This window comes from Aeromicrobium sp. 10G20-16, from assembly GCF_055809665.1.
On the sequence record NZ_CM147919.1, the window covers coordinates 2,400,643 to 2,421,718 of the forward strand.

Here is a 21,076-nt window from a genome sequence, read left to right on the forward strand (position 1 = left end):
TGACGTCGAGCCCGCGGGCGTCGATAGGATGGCCGCACACCCCGACCCAGGAGCGCCCGTGGCCCGCGTCATCGTCGATGTCATGCCCAAGCCGGAGATTCTCGACCCGCAGGGCAAGGCCGTGCACGGGGCGCTCCCGCGCCTCGGATTCGAGTCCGTCGTCGACGTCCGGCAGGGCAAGCGCTTCGAGCTGGAGGTCGCCGACACCGCCGAGAGCACCCTCGCCGAGATCCACCGGATCGCCGAGACCCTGCTCTCGAACCCGGTCATCGAGGACTTCACGGTGCGGGTCGAGGGCGCATGAGCCGCATCGGCGTCGTCACGTTCCCCGGTTCCCTCGACGACACCGACGCCCAGCGCGCGGTGCGGCTGGCCGGTGGAGAGCCCGTGGCCCTGTGGCACGGCGACGCCGACCTCAAGGGTGTGGACGCCGTGGTCCTCCCGGGAGGCTTCTCCTACGGCGACTACCTGCGTTGCGGTGCCATCGCACGGTTCGCCCCGGTGATGAGCGAGGTCGTCGCGGCGGCCAACGGCGGCATGCCGGTGCTCGGCATCTGCAACGGCTTCCAGATCCTGTGCGAGTCGCACCTGCTGCCCGGCGCCCTGATCCGCAACGACCACCGCACCTTCGTGTGTCGCGACCAGGAGCTCACCGTCGAGAACACCTCCACGCCGTGGACCTCGCTGTTCGAGCTCGACCAGCAGATCACCATCCCGCTCAAGAACGGTGAGGGCGGATTCGTCGCCGACGAGGCGACGCTCGACCGGCTCGAGGGGGAGGGGCAGGTCGTGTTCCGCTACGTCGACGTCAATCCCAACGGCTCGATGCGCGACATCGCCGGCATCACCAACGAGCGCGGCAACGTGGTCGGCCTGATGCCGCACCCCGAGCACGCGGTCGAGGACCTGTGCGGTCCGTCGGGTCCCAACGGGGGCACCGACGGCCTGGCGTTCTTCACGTCGGCGGTGCGGGCCCTCACCAGCGTCTGACCGGCGGTGACGCACCGCACAGCCCGTGCGGGCCCGAGGATTCGTTGCGGCGGACAACGTACTGGTAGGTTCAGGAACGTGAACGCGCACTTTCGCGCTGTTCCGGCCCGACTCGTCGCGTGAATCCCGCGCAGACTCGATCTTCGGGCATCCTCCCCCGAATCGTCTGAGAGTTCTCGTGAACCAGCCTGCTGGCAGCTCTGCTGTCGTGCCCACCTTCTCGTCCTTCAACCTGCCTGACGGCCTCGTGCGCAAGCTCGCGCAGCAGCAGATCGTCACCCCCAGCCCCATCCAGATGGCGGTCATCCCCGACGCGCTCGACGGCCGCAACGTGCTCGGCCGCGCGCGCACCGGCTCGGGCAAGACCCTCGCCTTCGGGCTGCCGGTGCTCGCTCGCCTCGCAGGGCGCACCAGCCGCCCCAAGGCGCCGCGCGCGCTGATCCTGCTGCCCACCCGCGAGCTGGCCATCCAGGTGCACACCGCCCTGCTGCCGCTCGCGCAGAAGATGAACCTCAAGCACACCACCGTGTACGGCGGCGTGCCGATCAACAAGCAGATCAACGCGCTCAAGAACGGCGTCGACATCGTCATCGCCACACCGGGCCGCCTCACCGACCTGCTCGATCGTCGGTGCATCACGCTTGCCGACATCGAGATCACCGTGCTGGACGAAGCCGACCACCTGTGCGACCTCGGCTTCTACAAGCCGATCGACGCGCTGCTGTCCAAGACGCCGGAGTCCAGCCAGCGGCTGCTGTTGTCGGCCACGCTGGACGGCGACGTCAACAAGCTGGTCAAGCGCCACCTGCCGGTGCACAGCCTGTTCGAGGTCGACCAGCTCGACGACCAGGTCGAGACCATGGAGCACCACGTGCTGGTCAGCGAGCCGACCGAGAAGACCAAGGCGGCGTACGCCCTGCTCAGCGCCAACCCGCGCAGCATCGTGTTCACGCGCACCCGCCGCGGTGCCACCCGGCTGGCTCGCCAGCTGACGCAGAACGGCATCGACGCCGTCGACATGCACGGTGACCTCTCGCAGCGCAACCGTGAGCGCAACCTGGCTCGCTTCAGCAAGGGCGAGGCGAGCGTCATCGTCGCGACGGACGTCGCGGCGCGCGGCATCCACGTCGACGGCATCGGCCTGGTCGTGCACTACGACGCACCCGCCGAGCACAAGGCCTACATGCACCGCTCCGGTCGCACCGCCCGCGCCGGCGAGTCGGGATCGGTCGTCACGATGACCACGCCCGAGGCGCTGCGCGACGTCATGATGCTGCAGCACAAGGCCGGCGTCACCGCCCGTCATCACCGCGCCTCGACGGCTCCCTCGCCCATGACCGCGGCGTCGCTGACCACGTCCGGGACCGAGGCTCCGGCCGTCTCCACCGCACGTGGCGCGAGCAACGGTGGTGGAGGGGGCAACCGCGGCGGTCGCCCGCAGGGCAACCGTGGCGGTGGCGGAAACCGCGGCGGCGGTCGTCCGCAGGGCGGCGGCGGTGGTGGCAACCGCCGCGGCGGCAGTCGCTCCGGCGGCGGCAACCGCGGGCGCAGCCGCGCCGCCTCCTGACCTGGGGTTGACCGCGACTCCCTGTCCGGCAAGATGGTCGAAGACAACCCCGTCTGCACAGCAGGAGGAACCATGGGCATCTTCGACAAGGCCAAGGACGCCATCAACGACAACGCCGACAAGATCGACGAGGTCGTCGAGAAGGCCGGCGACCTGATCGACGACAAGACCGACGGCAAGTTCGCCGACAAGATCGACAAGGTCCAGGACGCGGTCAAGGACAAGACCGGCAACCTCTGATCCATCTCTTCACCGATGCCCCACCGAGTTTTCGGTGGGGCATCGGCGCTTTTCGCCCGCCCACAGCGAACCACAAGATGTAGGGGTTACATCGATGTGATTCGTCATATACAGTGATGCTCGCAGCTGGTTCGGCTCCTCAGCCAGGGGAGTCGTGGCAACAGGGAACCCGGTGTGAATCCGGGACTGCCCCGCAGCGGTGAGTGGGAACGACCTCCGTCACATGCACTGGATCGACGATCTGGGAAGCGACGGACAGTAGGAAGTTCGAGCGCCCACGAGTCCGAAGACCTGCCAGTGCCCACCGTCATCGGTGGGGTCCGCGACCGCGTGGGACGGTCAGGGGATCGGGTTCGCCTCGGCGACCGCACCTCGTGCTCGTGGATCTGCTTCCAGACCGAGCTGCACGAGGGGTGAGTTGCATGTCCATCACCGTCATCAAGCGCGACGGCAGCCGGGTTCCGTACGACGGCTACGAGATCGCGCGTTCCATCACCGAGGCCAGCGTCGGCCTCGACGACGCCGTCGCCCGCGTCACCCAGCTGCAGTCCGAGCTGGAGATCACCCTGTTCGACGGGATCACCAGCGAGCAGCTGGACGAGGCCGTCGTCGGGGTCGCCCTGCAGAACGTCAAGGACGACCCGGCCTTCGACACCATCGCCTCGCGGTTGCTGATCAAGACCCTCTACAAGAAGGTCTTCGGCGAGGGCGTCACCCGCGACGAGGTGTACGCGTTCCACGGTCCGGCGTTCGTGCAGTCGATCCTGCGTGGCATCGAGCTGGGTCTGCTCGACGCACGACTCGTCGACCTGTTCGACCTCGAGGTCCTCGGCTCCGCGCTGGACCCCGATCGCGACGACCTGCTGCACTACATCGGGGCCCAGACCATGCGCACGCGCTACATGATCTGCGAGCCCGACGGCACGCCGCTGGAGGTGCCGCAGTTCTTCTGGATGCGCGTCGCCATGGGCCTGTCGCTGAACGAAGAGGATCCGACCGCGGCCGCCCGCGGGTTCTACGACAAGATGTCCCGGCTGGAGTACCTCGCAGCGGGCTCCACGCTGGTCAACGCCGGCACCTCGTACAGCCAGCTCTCCAACTGCTTCGTGATGCAGATGGAGGACGACATCGAGCACATCGCCAAGAGCGTCCGCGACGTCATGTGGCTGACCAAGGGCACCGGTGGCATCGGCCTGTCGGTCTCCAAGCTGCGTTCGGAGGGATCGCCGATCCGGTCCAACAACACCACCTCGACGGGTCCCATCCCGTTCATGCACACCATCGACTCGACGCTGCGTGCCATCAGCCGCGGCGGCAAGAAGTTCGGCGCCCTGTGCTTCTACATGGAGAACTGGCACCTCGACTTCGCGCAGTTCCTGGACCTGCGGCAGAACTCCGGCGATCCGTACCGCCGCACCCGCACCGCCAACACGGCGGTGTGGATCTCCGACGAGTTCATGAAGCGGGTGCAGGACGACCAGGCCTGGTACCTCTTCGACCCGTTGGACACCCCCGACCTGGTCGAGCTGTACGGCCAGGACTTCAGCCGCCGCTACGCCGAGTACGCAGCACTGGCCGACGCCGGACAGCTGCGGCACAAGAAGATGCGCGCCCGCGAGCAGTTCCGCGCCATCTTGGTGTCGTTGCAGTCCACCTCGCACCCGTGGCTGACCTGGAAGGACACCATCAACACCCGTGCCCTGAACCACAACACCGGCACGATCCACCTGTCCAACCTGTGCACCGAGATCACCCTGCCGCAGGACCGCGACAACGTCTCGGTCTGCAACCTGGCCTCGATCAACCTCTCGCGCCACGTGACGGGTCGACGCCAGCAGGCGCGCGTGGACTGGGACCGGCTGGCTGAGTCCGTGCGGCTGGCCGTCCGCCAGCTCGACAACCTGATCGACGTCACGATCAGCTCGGTGCCGGAGTCCGAGCGGTCCAACGACCTCAACCGGGCCCTGGGCCTGGGCGTCATGGGGTTCACCGACATCGTCGAGCGGTTCGGTTTCTCCTACGAGTCCGAGCAGTCCTACGACCTGATGGACCAGATCATGGAGTTCGTCAGCTGGCACGCCATCGACGCCAGCTGTGACCTCGCCCGCGAGCGCGGTGCCTATCCGAACTTCGCCGGATCTCGCTGGAGCGAGGGTCTGGTGCCGATCGACTCGCTCGACCTGCTCGAGGCCGATCGCGGGGTGGCGGTCGACGTCGACCGCACCACGCGCCTGGACTGGGACGCCCTGCGCGGCAAGGTGCAGGTCGGGATCCGCAACTCGACGTTGATGGCGATCGCGCCCACGGCGTCGATCGGGCTGGTGGCCGGCACCACGCCGGGCCTGGACCCGCAGTTCAGCCAGATCTTCAGCCGCGCCACCAGCGCCGGCAAGTTCCTCGAGGTCAACCGCAACCTGGTCGAGGACCTGCGTGCCCTGGGCCTGTGGGAGCAGGTGCGCGAGGACCTGCTGCGCCACCAGGGCGACCTGTCGAAGGTCGAGGGCGTGCCGGCCGAGCTGACCGAGATCTACCGCACCAGCTTCCAGCTGTCGCCGTACGCGTTCCTGCACGTGGCTGCGCGGGCGCAGAAGTGGATCGACCAGGCGATCAGCCGCAACATCTACCTGCAGAGCCGCGACGTCGGCGAGATGGTCGAGCTGTACGCGGCCGCGTGGCGCATGGGCGTCAAGACCACGTACTACCTGCACATGATGCCGCGACACACCGCCGAGCAGAGCACGGTCAAGGTCAACAAGGCCGAGACGAGCGGTCCGGTCGGTGGCGGGGGAGCCCGTCGCGGCTTCGGCGCCGCGAGGACCGCCGTGGTCGAGGCGCCTCCGGTGGTTCCCGCCGAGGTGAGCGAGCTCGACCTCGTCGATGGTGCTGAAGTCGACGTCGTCGACGGTGCAGCCTGCCCCATCGACCCCCAAGAGCGCCTCCAGTGCGACTCCTGCCAGTAGCCCCACCCTTCAGATCCCGCTGAGCCTGACGTTTCGACCACGACACCCCTGCGTGTCGCGTCAGAACGTCAGGCTCACGGAGAAAGCGAGCACCACCATGACGGAGACAGCAACCAGACGAGGCATTCTCGGCACCGGCATCGAGGAGGGCCTCCTCCTCAAGCCGGTCACCTACCAGTGGGCCATGGACCTGTACGACCAGGCCGTGGCGAACACGTGGTTCCCCAACGAGATCCAGCTCGGCGAGGACCTGGGCGACTTCGAGCGCATGAGCGACGACGAGCGGCACGCCCTCACGTTCCTCATGAGCTACTTCAACCCCAACGAGCTGCTGGTCAACAAGGCGCTCGCGTTCGGCGTCTACCCGTACGTGAACGCCGCCGAGTGCCACCTGTACCTCGCCAAGCAGATGTGGGAGGAGGCCAACCACTGCATGAGCTTCGAGTACGTGCTCGAGACCTTCCCGATCGATCGCGAGGCGGCCTACGAGTCGCACGTGACGGTGCCGTCGATGGCTGCCAAGGAGGAGTTCGAGGTGCGCTTCATCAAGCGCATGACCGAGCAGACCCTCGACATCACCACCACCGAGGGCAAGCAGGACTTCGTGCGCAACCTGGTGGCCTACAACGTGATCCTCGAGGGCATCTGGTTCTACAGCGGCTTCATGGTGGCGTTGAGCTTTCGTCAGCGGAACCTGCTGCGCAACTTCGGCTCGCTGATCGACTGGATCGTGCGCGACGAGAGCCTGCACCTGAAGTTCGGCATCAACCTGATCCTCACGGTCCTCGACGAGAACCCCGACGTCGCGACGCCCGCGTTCGCCGACGAGATCCAGCAGATGGTCATCGACGCCGTGGCGATGGAGGAGGCCTACAACCGCGACCTGCTGCCGGGCGGCATCCTCGGACTGAACGCCGACTACATCAACCAGTACGTGCGCTACCTGGCCGACCGCCGGCTCGAGGAGCTCGGCTTCGGGCCGCACTACAACGTCGCGAACCCCGCCAAGTGGATGGCGACGGCCAACGACACCCTGCAGCTGGTCAACTTCTTCGAGTCGACCAACACCTCCTACGAGGTGAACGCCAAGTCGTCGTGAGCTCAGATCAGCGGCTTGACCCAGCGCTGCCAGTGGGACTGCGGGGCGTATCCCGCCGAGGTCCACGCGTCGTGCGCCGTGGTGTTCGCGTCGAGCACCATGGCGTCCGCGCGGATGCCACCGAGATCGGCGAATCGTCGCTCCGCCCAGGCGATCAGCGCCGCGCCGATGCCACGGCGCCGGTGGTCCGGGTGCACCGCCAGGCGGTACAGGTGACAGCGCCAGCCGTCCCAGCCCGCGATGAGCGACCCGACGACCTGCCCGTCGTCGAGGACCAGGTGCAGGGCCTCGGGGTCGCGGGCGAGCAGCTGCTCCACGAGCACCTGGTCGTCGGCCGGACGACCGGAGTCCTCGGCAGCCAGCGCCCAGAAGGCCAGCACCGCCTCGACGTCGTCGGCCGTCGCCGCACGCTGCTGCAGAGCCATGGGTGTCATGGTGCCAGCACCGCGCTGCCATGCTGGTCACCATGCTGACCCGCCCTCGCCTGCCGCGCATCGGCCTGCTCGGGCCGGCGTTCATCGCGGCGGTCGCCTACGTCGATCCCGGCAACGTCGCCACCAACGTGACCGCCGGGTCCCAGTTCGGCTACACGCTGGTCTGGGTCGTCGTGCTGGCCAACGTCATGGCGGTGCTGGTGCAGTACCTGTCGGCGAAGCTCGGCATGGTCACGGGCCGGTCGCTGTCCGAGCACCTCGGCGAGAGCTTCCCGCGGCGCTCGCGCCTCGCCTTCTGGGCCCAGGCCGAGGCGATCGCGATCGCGACGGACCTGGCCGAGGTGGTCGGCGGCGCCATCGCGCTCAACCTGCTGTTCGACCTGCCCCTGCCCGTCGGCGCGGTCATCACGGCGGCGGTCGCGATGGTCATCCTGCAGGTGGGCGACCGACGCGGCCAGCACGTGCTGGAGCGGGTCATCATCGGGTTCCTCGCCCTGATCGCCGTCGGCTTCCTGGCCGGCCTGGTCGTCGACCCGCCCGCTGCAGCGCCCCTCGTCGGCGGACTGGTTCCCGGCTTCGAGGGCACCGACAGCCTGCTGCTGGCCTCGGGCATCATCGGTGCGACCGTCATGCCGCACGTCATCTACCTGCACTCGAGCCTCACGACGACGCGCCTCGGCGCGCGCGGCGAGGGACTGGACGTGCGCGACCTGCTCTCGGCGACCCGCACCGACGTCGCCCTGGCGCTGGTGCTGGCCGGGCTGCTCAACCTCTCGCTGCTGGTCGTGGCAGCGACCAGCCTCGACGGGCTCCCGGGCACCGACACCCTCGAAGGGGTGCACGCCGTCGTCACCTCCGAGCTGGGCGCCGGGGTGGCGCTGCTGTTCGCCGTCGCGCTGCTGGGCTCGGGTCTCGCGTCGACATCGGTGGGCAGCGCGGCGGGAGCCGAGGTGATGAACGGCCTGCTCGGTCTGCGCATCCCGGTGCTGCTGCGCCGGACCATCACCCTGATCCCGGCCCTGGTGGTCCTGCTGGCGGGCGCGGACCCCACGCGCGCGCTGGTCATCTCGCAGGTCGTGCTGTCCGTCGGCATCCCGTTCGCGCTGGTGCCGCTGGTCGTCCTGACCGCCCGAGCGGACGTCATGGGCGAGCACGTCAACCGTCGCGGCACCACCATCGCCGCGTGGTCGGTGGCCGGGACGGTCATCGGGCTGAACGCGGTGCTCCTGTGGCTCACGCTCGGTCCGTGAGCCCGATCTGAGAAGATCGCCGAATGGCTCTGCTCGGTCTGCGCGTTCCCCGTGACCTCGAGGCCGTGGTCGAGAACGTCGGCGACAAGGTGCGCCGGCGACCGATCGCCGACCTGTCCAGCACGCCGCGCGACGTGGTCGAGAAGCGGCGCGGCTTCACGCTCTATCGGTACGTGCCGGCGCCGGGTGTCGAGCAGCACGGCAACCCGGTGCTGTTCATCCCGCCGCTGGCCGCGCCTGCGTTGGCCTTCGACCTGCGTCGCACCTGCAGCGTGGTGGAGTACTTCGTGCAGCAGGGCCGACCCGTGTACCTGGCCGACTACGGTGCCGTGGAGTTCAAGCATCGCAACCAGGGCTTCGAGCACTGGGTCGACTCGGTGGTGCCGGCCGCGGTCGAGGCGGCCTCGGTCGATGCCGGTGGGCGGGACGTCCACGTGGCCGGGTGGAGCCTGGGCGGCATCTTCACGATGTTCACCGCGGCTGCCCACCGAGAGCTTCCGCTGGCGTCGGCCACGGCGGTGGCCAGCCCGTTCGACCTGCGTGAGGTGCCGTTGCTGGCGCTTGCCCGCCCGATCGATCGCGTGGTCGGACGGCTGGTCGGCCCCACCTACCGGGCGATGGGTGGTGTGCCGGCGTGGCTGACGCGGGCCGGGTTCCAGGCGTCGTCGCTCGACAAGTACCTCACCAAGCCGTTCGCGATGCTCATGCACGCCGACGACCGCGACTTCCTCGCCCAGCTGGAGGCGGTCGACCGCTTCATGGACTCGATGTACGCCTACCCGGGCCGCACGTTCGGGCAGCTGTACCACGTGGTCATGCGCACCAACGAGTTCGCGACCGGCGCCATGGAGATCGCCGGCCGCCGCGTGCACCTCGGCGCCATCAACGTACCGGTGCTGGTCGTGGCCGGCACCGGTGACACCCTCGCGCCGGAGGCTGCCGTCTCGCACCTGCTCGATCTCGTGGTCGGCTCGCCGCAGAGCCGCATCGTGCGGGCACCCGGGGGCCATCTCGGCGTGCTCACGGGTCGAGGTGCGCGCACGGCGACCTGGCCCAGCATGGAGACGTTCTTCCTCGAGCACGACGACTGACACCGCGCCACCTACCCCCTCGAGTGGCGCATCCTGTACCGCGAGTGGCGCGAATTGGTCGATCATCCCGCCGAAATCCAGCCAAACTGCGCCACTCGCGGGGGTGGGTGACGGGCGGTCCGGGCACAATGGGCCCATGCCCGAGCTGCCCGAGGTCAACGCCTTGGTCGAGTTCCTCGACCGTGAGATGGCCGGCGCCGTGGTGGCCGGGCTCGAGCTCGGCTCGTTCTCGGTGCTCAAGACCTTCGACCCGCCCGCGGAGTCGTTGGCCGGACTGACGGTCACCGGCGTGACCCGGCACGGCAAGTTCATCGACATCGACGTCGACGGCCTGCACGTGGTGGTGCACCTGGCGAAGGCCGGCTGGCTGCGGTGGGCGACCCACTTCTCCGACGCCCGGATCAAGATGGGCAACGGGCCGCTGGCCGCGCGGCTGCGCATCGACCGCGGTGACGGCCCCCACGAGGGCTTCGACGTGACGGAGGCCGGGACACGCAAGGGGCTGGCGATGTACGTCGTGCGGTCACCTGCCGACGTGCCCGGGATCGCCGCCCTGGGTCCGGACCCCTTGACCGAGGGATTCGACCTGCGCCCCTTGCTCGGCCGCCACATGCAGGTCAAGCGGTTGCTGCGCGACCAGAAGATCATCGCGGGCGTCGGCAACGCCTACAGCGACGAGATCCTCCACGTCGCGAAGATCTCGCCGTTCGCGCTCGCCGACACCCTGCCCGACGAGCAGGTCCTCCGGCTGGAGCAGGCCCTGCAGCAGGTCCTGCGCGACGCGGTCGAGGCCGCCCGCGGCAAGCCTGCGGCCGAGCTCAAGGACAGCAAGCGCACCCGCATGCGGGTGCACGGTCGCACCGGCGAGGCGTGCCCGGAGTGCGGCGACACCGTGCGCGAGGTGGTCTACTCAGGTTCGTCGCTGCAGTACTGCGCCACCTGCCAGACCGGCGGCAAGCCGCTCAAGGACCGCACCACCTCCAAGTTCCTCAAGTGAGGTCTCGCGCTACCCCAGGGCGACGAGGGTGACGGCGACGGCTGCGAAGGACAAGCCGACCGCCTGCCAGCGCAGGATCCGCTCACGCAGGATCACCGCTGCGAGCAGCACGGTCGATGCCGGGTACAACGCGGAGATGACCGAGACCACCGACAGCAGACCCTGCTGAGTGGCCAGCAGGAACGAGCCCTGGGCGATGGCGCCCAGCGGCCCCATGGCTGCCGCCCGCCACGCGTGCCGGTCGCGCGGCACCCATCGGACGCGCAGCGCCGTGGCCACCGCGACGATGGTCACCACCGACATGACCTGCGAGGCGGCCAGTCCGGCGAAGGCCCCGTCGTCACCGACCCGGTCGAGGAACACGAACAGGACGCCGAAGCCGAGTCCGGCCAGCGCGCCGTCGACCATGCCGCCGCGGTGCGCCAGGTCGGGCTCGGCCGTGGGGGGCACACGGGAGATCAGCACGATCGCCGGGAAGGCGGCGACGATGCCGAGAACCGCCAGCCATGAGGGGCGGTCGCCGGTGATCAGTCCGACCGACACCGGGAGCAGGGCGGTCCCGAGGGCCGAGATCGGGGCGACGACCCCCATCCGCGCGGTCGACAGTCCTCGGTACAGGAACGCCGCCCCGAAGCCGCCGCCCACGCCGGCGAGCGCTCCCCAGCCGACGTCGGCCGGGCTCGGCGTGCCCCGCACGATGGCGAAGGCGATCAGGGCGAACACCGTCGAGGACGACTGGGCGACGACCGCCACCTGCCAGGGCGTGGCCCGCTTGGCGAAGATCCCACCGAGGAAGTCCGACACGCCGTAGGCAAGTGCGGAGATCAACGACAGGACGACGGCCACAGCCAGAGCCTAGAGCGGTCGGCGCACGAGCATCGGCCGCCCATGCCCCGCTGCCTACGATGGACACATGGCCGATGAGAAGCGAGGACCCGGGCGCTGGGCGGACCAGGCCAATCGCGCGGCGCACCAGGCGGCGCAACGGGTCGACGACACCACCGGAGCGACCACCACCCGGGCGGCGACCACGATCGTCGCAGCGGTGCGGCTGCTGCGCTGGCCGACGGCGGCGCTGCTGTGGCTCCCCACGCCGTTCATCGCCGCCACCATCGTGATCGGGCTGGCCGCCGACGGAGCCGTGGGCATCGTCATCACGGTGCTCGGGGCGCTGATGGCAGCCGTCTCGATCCTGTTCGCGATTCGACGCCGACGCATCCTGGCTGCCGTCGAGGAACCGCAGCTGCTCGCAGGGGAGCTGCGCACGATGGTCAACCTGGCCGGTCGTGTCGACGAGACCGGCGGGGTCATGCGCGAGATCGCCGGCGGCGACGGCTGGCGGGTCTTCGGTCGTCTTCGTGGATTGTGGCGAGGCGCCCAGCTGCCCGCCCAGTGGATCGACCAGGTGGGCGACCTGCCGAGGGCTCGGTACTTCGCGCCGCCCAAGATCGGCACCACGGTGATGGTCGCGACGGCCGCGGCATGGCTCGTGCCGATCTCGATCGTGGTCGCCGTCTTCGCGGCGGTCGGCGCGATCGCGGGTTCGCTGTGAGCGTCAGGCGGAGCGGGAGCTGACCGGCTCGGCGTCGATCAGGAACGCCACACCGCAGTGTCGGCAGACCCCGTGGTCGGCTGCGTCGTCGGGCACGTCGATCTCGGACTCGCAGGTCTGGCACAGCACGGCCAGGCCGAGGCAGACGAGATCATCGGATCGCATGTGGCCACGGTAGGACGCGGGTCGGACAGTCATCGCCCGACACGCCTCAGCCGTTGCGCGTGACGTGGCGGTGCTGCATGGGGTCGGCGATCACGGAGAGGCTCTCGCGTTGGCTGGGTGACATGTCCGCGGCACGTCGAGCGACGTCGAGCGTGAACTGGGCGACCTCTGCGGCGAACAGCGCCTTGCCTGCGGCGTCGAGCTCCTCGGCGAGGGCGACCAGCCCGCGCATGTCGTTGTCGCGGATCAGGTGGGCGAACCGCAGCCAGGTCCACGACGTGCCGCTGGACTCGTCGAGACCGTCGACGGCCGCCAGCAGCTGGCGCAGGTGCGTGGGTCCGCCGATCTGCACGCACAGGACGGCGGCGTCGACCTCGAGCAGCGTCAGGTCGTGCGCCTTCGCCTCGTCGACGATGCCCTGCAGCAGCTCCAGGGCCTCCTCCGGCTCGCCGATGGCGTCGTGCACGCATGCCTGCGCCAACCGCCGTTCGAGGTCGTGCTGGCGCCGAGGGTTGGTGCCGTGGCTGTAGGAGGCGGCGAGCAGCGTCTGGACCTGGTCGAGGTCGCCGGTCTGGGTCAGCACCTGGGCTGCCATCGCCTCCATCCACCCCCGCATGCCGTGCGGGTCGCTGGCGGGTGTGCGAGCCAGGCAGAGCTGGGCGTGCGCCAGGGCTGAGCGGACATCGCCGCTGAAGAACGCGTGCAGGCCCCACATCGCGGTGCCGAGCCGCCCGAGGTTGCCGAAGCGCACGCCGGCCGAGGAGTAGGTGGTGAGCGCCTCGCGCGCTCCGTCGAGGTCGCCTGCGGACAGGAAGCACAGCACCCAGGTCTCGAGGGCGAGCTCGACGTCGCAGGTGGCGGCGTCGAGGGTCTGGATGGCTGCGGCGGCGGAGCCGGCGAGCTCGAGGGCCTGGTCGAGGCGGCTGGCCTGCCGCAGCGAGGAGGCGAGTGCCGACTGGGCCATGGCCTGGCCGGACGCGGACAGCCGTCCCGCCAGCGACAGCGACTGCAGGGCGCGCCGGTGCTGCTCGCTCCCGCTCTGGAACGTCTCACCGGCCAGTCGGCTCAGCGTGAGGACGGCCAGGCGCGACTCGTCGGCGGGGTCGATGGAGGCCCGCAGACGCTCCATCACCTCGGACACCTCGTGCGGCGGCAGGTGCCGCGCGGACCACCGCATGAACGGGAAGAGGTCGTCGTCGTCGAGGGTCGCCGGGTCGATCGACCGCACCAGGGTCGCGACCTCGTCGACCGCGCCACTCTCGCTGAGGGCGTGGCACTGCTCGACGAACAGGCGTGAAGGGTGCGGAGCCGTGACGGCGTCGACGAACTGCAGGGCCAGAGAGTATCGGCCCTCACGGTTGGCGCGGGCCGCGGCGCGGACAGCCAGCTCCGGGGGCAGTGGCCTGCCCACCGACATGACCCACTCGCCGAACCGGGGCGCGCTGACAGCACGCGTCATGGACTCCTGGAGTGCCGGGAGGTAGCGGTCGAGCAGAGCGGTGCGACGGTCGGTGTCCAGCTGGCGCTCGATCAGCGCCGCCTCGACCCGGGAGGCGAACTCCAACCGTTCGTCCGCGACCCGCAGCAGTCCGAGGGAGCGTGCGGAAGCGACCGTGTCCTCGCCGAAGGCGGCGACCGCCTCGCCCAGGCCGATCGAGACCACGAGGGCGGCGACGTCGAGCAGGTCGTGGGCGGGGTGGTCGGCCGCGAACCGCGGTGCCCGGGTGGGGGCGGCGGACTGGGCGACGTCGTCGACGTCCTCGACCTCGACGGAGGCGTCTGTGACGAGCAGTCCGGAGATCGTGGCGATCTGCCCCATCTGGAACGCGGCGTCGGCCAGCTCCTTGAGGACCGCATAGGCGCCCTGCGACCGTGCCGACAACATGGCGACCGTGGTGGGGTGCGGTGCTGCGCCGAAACGGATGGTCAGCAGCTGGGCGATCGTGTCGTCGTCCAACGGAGGCAGGTCGATCCGTGCCGCCGACGATGCGAACCGGTGGGCGGCCGCCGTCTCGGGCCCGACGGTCAACACCAGGGTGATGCGACCGCGGTCGACCAGGCGGGACAGGACGTCGACCGACCCCGTGTCGCACAGGTCGGCCTCGCGCAACGACATCGCCGGTCGCCCGAAGGCGTCGGCGAGCAGCCGCTCGGCCCGGCCGACGACCTCCTCGACCTCGAGGTCGGGGCTGGCTCGAAGGCTCGGCAGCAGCTGGTTGAGTGCGCCGAACCGCTTGGCCGACGCGCCGAGCAGCTGGGCCTCCCGGCCCCAGGCGGTCGGTGCCGTCGGCCCGGTGAGGGCCGAGGCGAGGGTTCCGCGGTGGCTCCCGAGAGCCCCCACGATCATCACGTGGTGGTGTTCGTGCAGCAGCGCACGCGCGTCGTCGACGAACGAGTCCGAGAACGCAGGCGGCCAGGGGGTGAGGTCGAGCAGAGACATCTCCATCCAGCTCTCCTCGGTCGTGAGCACTGCCCGGAGGCTCCGATTGCACTGCGCGGTACCGGCCAGCCTAGTGGCGCGCCCACCTGTCCGTCAGCCCGGAAAGGGGGGTGTCGGACGCCGTGATCGGGTCTACCGTGTGGGCCATGGATCTTCGTTCCGCCGCCTTGCTCCCCCTGCGCGTGTCGGTCGCTGCCACCCGAGCGACGCTCGGCCTCGGCCAGCTCGCGTCGCCCGACGGCCCCCTGCTGCGTCGCGGCGGGTACGGCGAACGTCTCGGCGCCCTGCTCGCCGAGGGAGGTCTCCTGGACCAGCTGGGACGCATCCTCGCCGAGGAACGCGGCCTGATGGGACTGGCCACCACCCTGGACGACCTCACGTCGCCTGATCGGCCGCTGGGCCGGGCGCTGGCCCGCGACGGACTGCTCGATCAGCTGGCCGCGGAGGACGGACCGTTCATCCGCCTGCTCGAGGCCGGGGGGCCGCTGGACAGCCAGCTCGGCGAGGGGGGATCGCTGTACCGCTTCCTGGAGCGGGGCGGCCCGCTCGACCGGTTGCTGCAATCGGGAGGACCGCTGGACCGGCTGCTGTCCGACGACGGCGCGATCGAACGGCTGCTGGCGCCCGGTGGCCTCCTGGACCAGCTGATCGCCGAGCAGGGCATCGTCGAGACGATGCTCGCGCCCGGGGGCACGCTCGATCGACTGGTCGGGCTGGGGACGACCTTCGACGCACTCGTGCCCCGCCTGGAGGAGCTCAGCTCGGCCATCCCTCATCTCAACGCCGCCGTCGCCGTGCTCAGCGAGGCCGTCGAGCCGCTCGGTGTGCTCGCCGGCCGCCTGCCGGGCAGCAGGCGGCGCGGTGTCGCCGCCGGGTCGCCCGTCGAGAGCGGCCGCACCTGACCGATAGGATCGCCGGGTGACCGCAGGCCGCCAGCTCGACACCGTCCCCCTCGCCGCCACCACTCCCGACCGCGAGCAACCGTGGGCCGAGCTGGGACTGAAGGAGGACGAGTACGCGCGCATCCGCGAGATCCTCGGTCGCCGCCCGACCGGCGCCGAGCTGGCGATGTACTCGGTCATGTGGAGCGAGCACTGCTCGTACAAGTCCAGCAAGGTCCACCTGAAGAAGTTCGGTGACCTGCCCCAGGAGACACCGCTGGGCAAGACGCTCGCCGGCATCGGGGAGAACGCCGGCGTCATCGACATCGGTCAGGGCTACGCGGTCACCTTCAAGGTGGAATCGCACAACCACCCGTCGTACGTCGAGCCCTACCAGGGCGCGGCCACCGGTGTGGGCGGCATCGTGCGCGACATCCTCGCCATGGGCGCCCGCCCGATCGCGGTCATGGATCCGTTGCGGTTCGGTCCGCTCGACGCGCCCGACACCCGCCGGGTCATGCCGGGCATCGTGGCCGGCGTCGGGGGATACGGCAACTGCCTGGGCCTGCCCAACATCGGTGGTGAGGTCGTCTTCGACGACACCTACCTCGGCAACCCGCTGGTCAACGCCCTGTGCGTCGGCGTGCTGCGGCACGAGGACCTGCACCTCGCCTTCGCGTCCGGCGTCGGCAACAAGGTGGTGCTCTACGGGGCCCGCACCGGCGGCGACGGCATCGGTGGCGTGTCGGTGCTCGCCTCGGAGACCTTCGAGTCGACCGGCCCGTCCAAGCGCCCAGCCGTCCAGGTCGGCGACCCGTTCATGGAGAAGCTGCTGATCGAGTGCACCCTGGAGCTGTTCCGGGCGGGCGTGGTCAACGGCATCCAGGATCTCGGTGGCGCCGGCCTCTCGTGCGCGACCAGCGAGTTCGCCTCGGCCGGTGACGGTGGCATGCACGTCGAGCTCGACACCGTGCCGCTGCGCGACCCCACGCTCTCGCCCGAGGAGATCCTCATGAGCGAGAGCCAGGAGCGCATGATGGCGGTCGTCGAGCCGGGCGACCTCGACGCGTTCATGGACATCTGCGCCAAGTGGGACGTCGAGGCGGTCGTGGTCGGCGAGGTCACCGACGGCGATCACCTGGTCATCGACTGGCACGGCGAGACCGTCGTGGACGTGCCGCCGAGGTCGGTGGCGCACGACGGGCCCACGTACGACCGTCCCTATGCGCGCCCGGCCGCCCAGGACGCGCTCCAGGCCGACGGTGCCGAGGCGCTGCCGCGGCCCGCCACCGGCGAGCAGCTGCGCGATCAGCTCGTCGCGGTCGTGACGTCGCCGAACATGGCGGACAAGAGCTGGGTCACCGACCAGTACGACCGCTACGTGCAGGGCAACACCGTCCTCGCGCAGCCCGAGGACGCCGGCGTCGTCCGCATCGACGCCGAGACCCACCTGGGCGTCGCCGTGTCGACCGACTGCAACGGGCGCTTCGCCCAGCTCGACCCCTACACCGGGGCCCAGCTGGCGCTGGCGGAGTCGTACCGCAACGTCGCCGTCACGGGCGCCCGGCCGTTGGCGGTCACCGACTGCCTGAACTTCGGGTCGCCGGAGAATCCCGACGTCATGTGGCAGTTCGAGCAGGCCACCCACGGTCTCAAGGACGCCTGCGCCGTGCTGGGCATCCCGGTCACCGGCGGCAACGTCTCGTTCTACAACCAGACCGGAGACACCCCGATCCTGCCGACGCCGGTCGTCGGCGTGCTGGGCGTCGTGGCGGACGTCCGCCAGCGGATCGCCAGCGGTTTCGCCTCCGGTGGGGCACACATCGTCGTGCTCGGCGAGACCCACCCCGAGCTCTCGGGCTCGACGTGGGCCGACGTCGTGCACGGGCACCTGGGCGGGCTCCCGCCACGCGTCGACCTCGAGGCCGAGCGGTCGCTGGCCGAGCTGATGCTGGAGGCGGCCGGTTCCGGCGTCCTGGAGTCGGCCCACGACCTGTCCGACGGCGGACTGGCGATGGCCCTGGCCGAGGCCTCGTTCCGGCACGGCATCGGTGCTGCCGTGGTGCTCGACGACCCGTTCGTCGAGCTGTTCAGCGAGTCGTCCGCCCGCGCCATGGTGGTGGTCAGCCCGGCCCGGCACGAAGAGCTGGTCGACCTCGCCGAGCGGCACGGCGTCCCGCTGGCGTCGATCGGTCGCACGGGCGGCAGCACCCTGGAGGTCGAGGACCAGTTCAGTCTCGACGTCGCAGAGCTGCAGGCCGCGTGGCGGGCCACCATCCCCGCCGCGCTGGCCTGACGATCGGTCGGGCGACCGGGCCTCAGTGTCGGACCTCAGCGGTTGGACCCCTCAGCGGTTCGACCCCTCAGCGGTTGGACCCCTCAGCGGTTGGACATCGTCAGTTCGAAGGCGACGTCCTTCGTGCTGGCCGATCCCGGATGCACCTCGGCCGAGATCACGTTGCGCCCGGCGACGAACAGGCTGGTCGGCACCGTGAAGGTCCAGTCCAGCGATGCGGACTCGTCCGGCTCCGCCGTGGCCGACACCGACCCGTCGAGCGCGCCGGTCGGCAGGTTCTTGCGACCGACCTCGACGCCGTTGACGTAGATGGCGGTGCCGTCGTCGGCGAGTGACTGGATCGTCACGGTCCCGAGGGCGGAGGGCGAGTCGATCGTGACGTCGTGCCGCAGGTAGAAGGTGCCGGGACGGTCGCCGAAGGACGTCGCGACGCGCGGGTTGCCCCAGCCGACGGGTGCGGTGGCCTGGCTCCAGCCGCTGCCCGGCGCGTGGTCCGGACGGTTCCAGGTCGGGTCGATGCGTCCTGACCCGGGCGCACTGACCGTCCACGTGGATCCGGCGGCGATCAGGTCGGTCGGTGGCGGTGCCGGGGCGGCTTGAGGGGTGGGTGCGCTCGAGGCGGCTGCGGCACGGGCGGGCCCCCCGACGCTCAGCACCGGGGTGGTGGCCGAACGGTTGCCCCAGGCGTCGACGGCGCGCACGAAGAATCGCCCGGGTGTCGTCGAGAGCTGGTAGTTCTCGGTGTCGCTGTAGGTGTCGCCCGGGCCCATCAGCTGGACGACGCGGTCGTTCTCGAGCAGCTCGTACGACACGCCGGGCGTGCTGGACGGTGCCCAGCCGAAGTAGGCGAAGTCGCTGGTGCCGCCACGGTGCACGCTGAGGTTCGTGGGTGCTGCCGGGGCTGCCGTGCGGGTGGCGGGGAGACGGATGAATCCGCCTGCCCACTCGGTGCGTTCGTTGGTGGTGACGACGGAGGTGAAGTCGCCTCCGGCCCACAGCGTGCCGTCGGAGGCCATCGTCAGGGCCCAGGGTCCCTCGCCGTGGCGGGTGCCCGCGGTGGGCGCGAACTCCGGGAGGTAGTCGCCGGTGGTCTCGTCCCACGCGCCGATGTAGCCGATGCGGTCCGCCTGGCTGGCGCCGGCTGCACGGCTGTCCCAGTTGAACGTGTCCGAGTAGTTGTGGTCGTTGCAGTGGCACGACCCGTACACGATGCCGCGCGCGGACTCGATGGCCTGGAAGTCTCCTCCGGTCATCGTGATGTTCCCCCGTTGGAGCTGTCCGCCGTGGTACTTGCCGAGGCTGTGCTGGCTCCCGCCCAGCCAGACGTCACGTCCGACCGCCGCGACGGCCTGCTGGTAGTGACTCTGCTTGGAGGCCGAGCTGTAGCGGACCGTCCAGCGGCGGAAGGCCGCCGAGCTGCCGGTGGTGATGCCGGCCGCGCCGGGGGCCGAGCGTGCGCGGTGGCCGTCGTCGGAGCCGATGAATCCCAGGGTGAACTGTCCGGCCGCGTAGATCGTCTGCCGGTCGGGGGCCATCGACAGGGAGAGCACGCTGGATCGCACGGTGCGCTTGCCGTTGGACTGGATGATGCCTGCGCCGAGGTTGGGGCGCCAGGCGTAGACCAGCCCGTCGCTGCTGCGCAGCCGGGCGATGTTGTGGCGCACGTAGGTCGTGGAGCTGCGGCCCCCCTTGACGCGGGTGAAGCCGCCGCCGACGTAGATGTGGTTGGCGTCGACCACCAGTGCCCGCACCCAGAGCTTCGCCCCCTTCGTGGACTGGCCGAAGTCGGCCCTGAAGCCGGGGTACGTCGTTCCCTTGAGGCGATCGAGCTGCACGAGGGCGCGCCGGGTCTTGCCGTTGACGACGGTGAACTGGCCGCCGACGATCAGGCGACCGTGTGCCGTGGCCAGGGCCTTCACCTGGTTGTTGAGTCGAGGACGGAACCCGGGGATCCATGCGCCGGTCGTGGCGTCGAAGGCGGCCAGGTACGGCTGGGAGTACTCCTGGCCCGTCACGTTGTTGCGCACCTTGGCGAAGTTGCCGCCGACGTACATGACGTTGCCGATCTGGGTGAAGGCGGAGACCTCGGTGGCGTCGGCGTTGGTCCCACCGGCGCCGAGGCCGCGCACACCCCACGTGTTGGGCAGGGCCAACGAGCTCGCGACGGGACGGTTCGAGCTGGCCGGGAGACCACCGTCGGGGATGGCGGTGAACGCCATGTCGGACCTGCGCAGCTGGGGGCGGATGAACACCTGCGTGAACGGTGTGGCGTACATGCCGTCGGATCGCGAGGAGTACAGGTAGCTGCTGTCGTCGGTGGTGCCGGCGGGCGCGCCGGACAGGCCGTAGCTGAAGCCGCGGGCGAAGTCGTTGGCCGACGAGGCCGCGGTGAACATGCGCGACACGTCGTTGCGTCCGCCCAGGCGAAGGTCGCGGGTCTGCTGCCGTGCGGTGGTCGTGACGCCGTCGACCGTGTACGACGCGACGTCGAGCTGGGCCGCGAGCGCCCAGGTCCAGCGGTCGCGCTTCGCGTAGGAGAAGCGCACCTCCTGCCACGCGGTTCCGGTCGTGTTCTTGGCTCGGCGCAGCCGGATGCCGTCCTTGAGCGAGTCGACCCGGGTGTGGTTGAGCAGGTCGTCGATGGCGGCGTCCGGCAGCTGCTTGGCGATCATCGCGGCCTTGCCACTGCTGTCCGGGCCGCCGTCGACGGGCAGCTGCGTCATCCACGTGCCCGAACCGATGCTTCCCCCGCCGGCCTCGGTCCATCGCTCCCGGCCCCGGGCGACGAGCTCCCACCCACCGCCGTCGGTGGTCTGGTCGCAGTAGATCTTCATCGGCGACGCCATCGCCGGGGTGACGACCCAGTACAGGCCGTCCGACGAGCCGGGGAACCTCTGCTTGATCTCCCAGCAGGAACCGGCGGCCGTCAGGGCCGAGCGCCCGTCAGGGTCCTGCGCCGTCGCAGCAGGGGCCGGGCTGGGGGCCAGCAGCACCGTTGCCGCGACAGCGAAGGCTGCTGCGTGCGCTGTCCATCGGACCGCCATCGGGTTCTCCTGATTCGCAGGTGTTCGCAGGTGAGAGCGACGACGGAGGTCTTCATGACGCTACTGTTCT

General features: G+C 70.1%; 17 protein-coding genes and 1 riboswitch. Of the genes, 12 read left to right on the forward strand and 5 right to left on the reverse strand.

Going from position 1 to position 21,076, the window contains the following annotated elements:
• The first annotated feature begins 58 nt into the window (after window positions 1-58).
• The 6 genes from purS to AC0L5F_RS12125 all read left to right on the forward strand — a co-directional run bounded on the left by purS (window position 59) and on the right by AC0L5F_RS12125 (window position 6,856).
• A complete protein-coding gene (gene purS / locus AC0L5F_RS12100; protein ID WP_473313637.1) occupies window positions 59-304 on the forward strand; it encodes a phosphoribosylformylglycinamidine synthase subunit PurS in 246 nt (81 codons plus the stop codon).
• Complete coding sequence (gene purQ, locus AC0L5F_RS12105; protein WP_473313638.1) at window positions 301-990, forward strand: phosphoribosylformylglycinamidine synthase subunit PurQ; 690 nt, start codon at window positions 301-303, stop codon at window positions 988-990. The genes purS and purQ overlap by 4 nt, the downstream gene beginning before the upstream one ends.
• Window positions 991-1,168: 178 nt before the next feature.
• Complete coding sequence (locus AC0L5F_RS12110; RefSeq protein WP_473313639.1) at window positions 1,169-2,557, forward strand: DEAD/DEAH box helicase; 1,389 nt, start codon at window positions 1,169-1,171, stop codon at window positions 2,555-2,557.
• 72 nt (window positions 2,558-2,629) lie between these two features.
• Complete coding sequence (locus tag AC0L5F_RS12115) at window positions 2,630-2,797, forward strand: antitoxin (protein ID WP_473313640.1); 168 nt, start codon at window positions 2,630-2,632, stop codon at window positions 2,795-2,797.
• Window positions 2,798-2,907: 110 nt separating this feature from the next.
• Window positions 2,908-3,110: riboswitch (cobalamin riboswitch) on the forward strand.
• A 109-nt stretch (window positions 3,111-3,219) separates the two neighbouring features.
• Window positions 3,220-5,757: a ribonucleoside-diphosphate reductase subunit alpha gene (locus tag AC0L5F_RS12120; RefSeq protein ID WP_473313641.1), complete on the forward strand. Its 2,538-nt coding sequence runs from the start codon at window positions 3,220-3,222 to the stop codon at window positions 5,755-5,757.
• A gap of 97 nt (window positions 5,758-5,854) precedes the next feature.
• Window positions 5,855-6,856 (forward strand): ribonucleotide-diphosphate reductase subunit beta, encoded by a 1,002-nt coding sequence (locus AC0L5F_RS12125; protein ID WP_473313642.1) that lies wholly within the window; start codon window positions 5,855-5,857, stop codon window positions 6,854-6,856.
• Window positions 6,857-6,858: 2 nt separating this feature from the next.
• Here the strand turns inward: AC0L5F_RS12125 and AC0L5F_RS12130 are convergent, their stop codons facing one another.
• Window positions 6,859-7,281: a GNAT family N-acetyltransferase gene (locus AC0L5F_RS12130; protein WP_473313643.1), complete on the reverse strand. Its 423-nt coding sequence runs from the start codon at window positions 7,279-7,281 to the stop codon at window positions 6,859-6,861.
• 41 nt (window positions 7,282-7,322) lie between these two features.
• Between AC0L5F_RS12130 and AC0L5F_RS12135 the strand changes: the two genes are divergently transcribed.
• From AC0L5F_RS12135 to AC0L5F_RS12145, 3 genes are all read left to right on the forward strand, one after another.
• On the forward strand, window positions 7,323-8,540 hold the full coding sequence (locus AC0L5F_RS12135; protein ID WP_473313644.1) for an Nramp family divalent metal transporter: 1,218 nt from the start codon (window positions 7,323-7,325) through the stop codon (window positions 8,538-8,540).
• A 23-nt stretch (window positions 8,541-8,563) separates the two neighbouring features.
• Entirely contained in the window at window positions 8,564-9,631 is a 1,068-nt protein-coding gene (locus tag AC0L5F_RS12140) for an alpha/beta hydrolase (RefSeq protein WP_473313645.1), read from the forward strand.
• Window positions 9,632-9,767: 136 nt separating this feature from the next.
• Window positions 9,768-10,628 (forward strand): Fpg/Nei family DNA glycosylase, encoded by an 861-nt coding sequence (locus AC0L5F_RS12145; protein WP_473313647.1) that lies wholly within the window; start codon window positions 9,768-9,770, stop codon window positions 10,626-10,628.
• Window positions 10,629-10,637: 9 nt separating this feature from the next.
• Here AC0L5F_RS12145 and AC0L5F_RS12150 read toward each other — a convergent pair whose 3' ends face one another.
• Window positions 10,638-11,474 carry an EamA family transporter gene (locus AC0L5F_RS12150; protein ID WP_473313648.1) on the reverse strand — a complete coding sequence of 279 codons (837 nt, stop codon included), beginning with the start codon at window positions 11,472-11,474 and terminating at the stop codon, window positions 10,638-10,640.
• 67 nt (window positions 11,475-11,541) lie between these two features.
• On the opposite strand from AC0L5F_RS12150, the gene AC0L5F_RS12155 reads away from it, so the two are divergent.
• Window positions 11,542-12,180 (forward strand): hypothetical protein, encoded by a 639-nt coding sequence (locus AC0L5F_RS12155; protein ID WP_473313649.1) that lies wholly within the window; start codon window positions 11,542-11,544, stop codon window positions 12,178-12,180.
• Between the two features lie 3 nt (window positions 12,181-12,183).
• Here AC0L5F_RS12155 and AC0L5F_RS12160 read toward each other — a convergent pair whose 3' ends face one another.
• Both AC0L5F_RS12160 and AC0L5F_RS12165 read right to left on the reverse strand, forming a co-directional pair.
• Window positions 12,184-12,345 carry a hypothetical protein gene (locus tag AC0L5F_RS12160; protein ID WP_473313650.1) on the reverse strand — a complete coding sequence of 54 codons (162 nt, stop codon included), beginning with the start codon at window positions 12,343-12,345 and terminating at the stop codon, window positions 12,184-12,186.
• Between the two features lie 46 nt (window positions 12,346-12,391).
• A complete protein-coding gene (locus AC0L5F_RS12165; protein WP_473313651.1) occupies window positions 12,392-14,791 on the reverse strand; it encodes a hypothetical protein in 2,400 nt (799 codons plus the stop codon).
• Between the two features lie 140 nt (window positions 14,792-14,931).
• On the opposite strand from AC0L5F_RS12165, the gene AC0L5F_RS12170 reads away from it, so the two are divergent.
• Both AC0L5F_RS12170 and purL read left to right on the forward strand, forming a co-directional pair.
• The gene (locus tag AC0L5F_RS12170) at window positions 14,932-15,687 is read left to right on the forward strand and encodes a hypothetical protein (protein WP_473313652.1); all 756 of its coding nucleotides are present in this window, start codon (window positions 14,932-14,934) and stop codon (window positions 15,685-15,687) included.
• A gap of 16 nt (window positions 15,688-15,703) precedes the next feature.
• Window positions 15,704-17,962: a phosphoribosylformylglycinamidine synthase subunit PurL gene (gene purL / locus AC0L5F_RS12175; RefSeq protein ID WP_473313653.1), complete on the forward strand. Its 2,259-nt coding sequence runs from the start codon at window positions 15,704-15,706 to the stop codon at window positions 17,960-17,962.
• Between the two features lie 83 nt (window positions 17,963-18,045).
• Here purL and AC0L5F_RS12180 read toward each other — a convergent pair whose 3' ends face one another.
• Window positions 18,046-21,006 (reverse strand): fibrinogen-like YCDxxxxGGGW domain-containing protein, encoded by a 2,961-nt coding sequence (locus AC0L5F_RS12180; protein WP_473313654.1) that lies wholly within the window; start codon window positions 21,004-21,006, stop codon window positions 18,046-18,048.
• Window positions 21,007-21,076: the final 70 nt, after the last annotated feature.

Coding starts and splice junctions, on each gene's coding strand:
- AC0L5F_RS12155 (WP_473313649.1), top strand. CDS start 11,542: ATGGCCGATGAGAAGCGAGGACCCGGGCGCTGGGCGGACCAGGCCAAT.
- AC0L5F_RS12125 (WP_473313642.1), top strand. CDS start 5,855: ATGACGGAGACAGCAACCAGACGAGGCATTCTCGGCACCGGCATCGAG.
- AC0L5F_RS12140 (WP_473313645.1), top strand. CDS start 8,564: ATGGCTCTGCTCGGTCTGCGCGTTCCCCGTGACCTCGAGGCCGTGGTC.
- AC0L5F_RS12135 (WP_473313644.1), top strand. CDS start 7,323: ATGCTGACCCGCCCTCGCCTGCCGCGCATCGGCCTGCTCGGGCCGGCG.
- AC0L5F_RS12160 (WP_473313650.1), bottom strand. CDS start 12,345: ATGCGATCCGATGATCTCGTCTGCCTCGGCCTGGCCGTGCTGTGCCAG.
- AC0L5F_RS12170 (WP_473313652.1), top strand. CDS start 14,932: ATGGATCTTCGTTCCGCCGCCTTGCTCCCCCTGCGCGTGTCGGTCGCT.
- AC0L5F_RS12120 (WP_473313641.1), top strand. CDS start 3,220: ATGTCCATCACCGTCATCAAGCGCGACGGCAGCCGGGTTCCGTACGAC.
- AC0L5F_RS12180 (WP_473313654.1), bottom strand. CDS start 21,006: ATGGCGGTCCGATGGACAGCGCACGCAGCAGCCTTCGCTGTCGCGGCA.
- AC0L5F_RS12130 (WP_473313643.1), bottom strand. CDS start 7,281: ATGGCTCTGCAGCAGCGTGCGGCGACGGCCGACGACGTCGAGGCGGTG.
- AC0L5F_RS12165 (WP_473313651.1), bottom strand. CDS start 14,791: ATGGAGATGTCTCTGCTCGACCTCACCCCCTGGCCGCCTGCGTTCTCG.
- purQ (WP_473313638.1), top strand. CDS start 301: ATGAGCCGCATCGGCGTCGTCACGTTCCCCGGTTCCCTCGACGACACC.
- AC0L5F_RS12145 (WP_473313647.1), top strand. CDS start 9,768: ATGCCCGAGCTGCCCGAGGTCAACGCCTTGGTCGAGTTCCTCGACCGT.
- AC0L5F_RS12115 (WP_473313640.1), top strand. CDS start 2,630: ATGGGCATCTTCGACAAGGCCAAGGACGCCATCAACGACAACGCCGAC.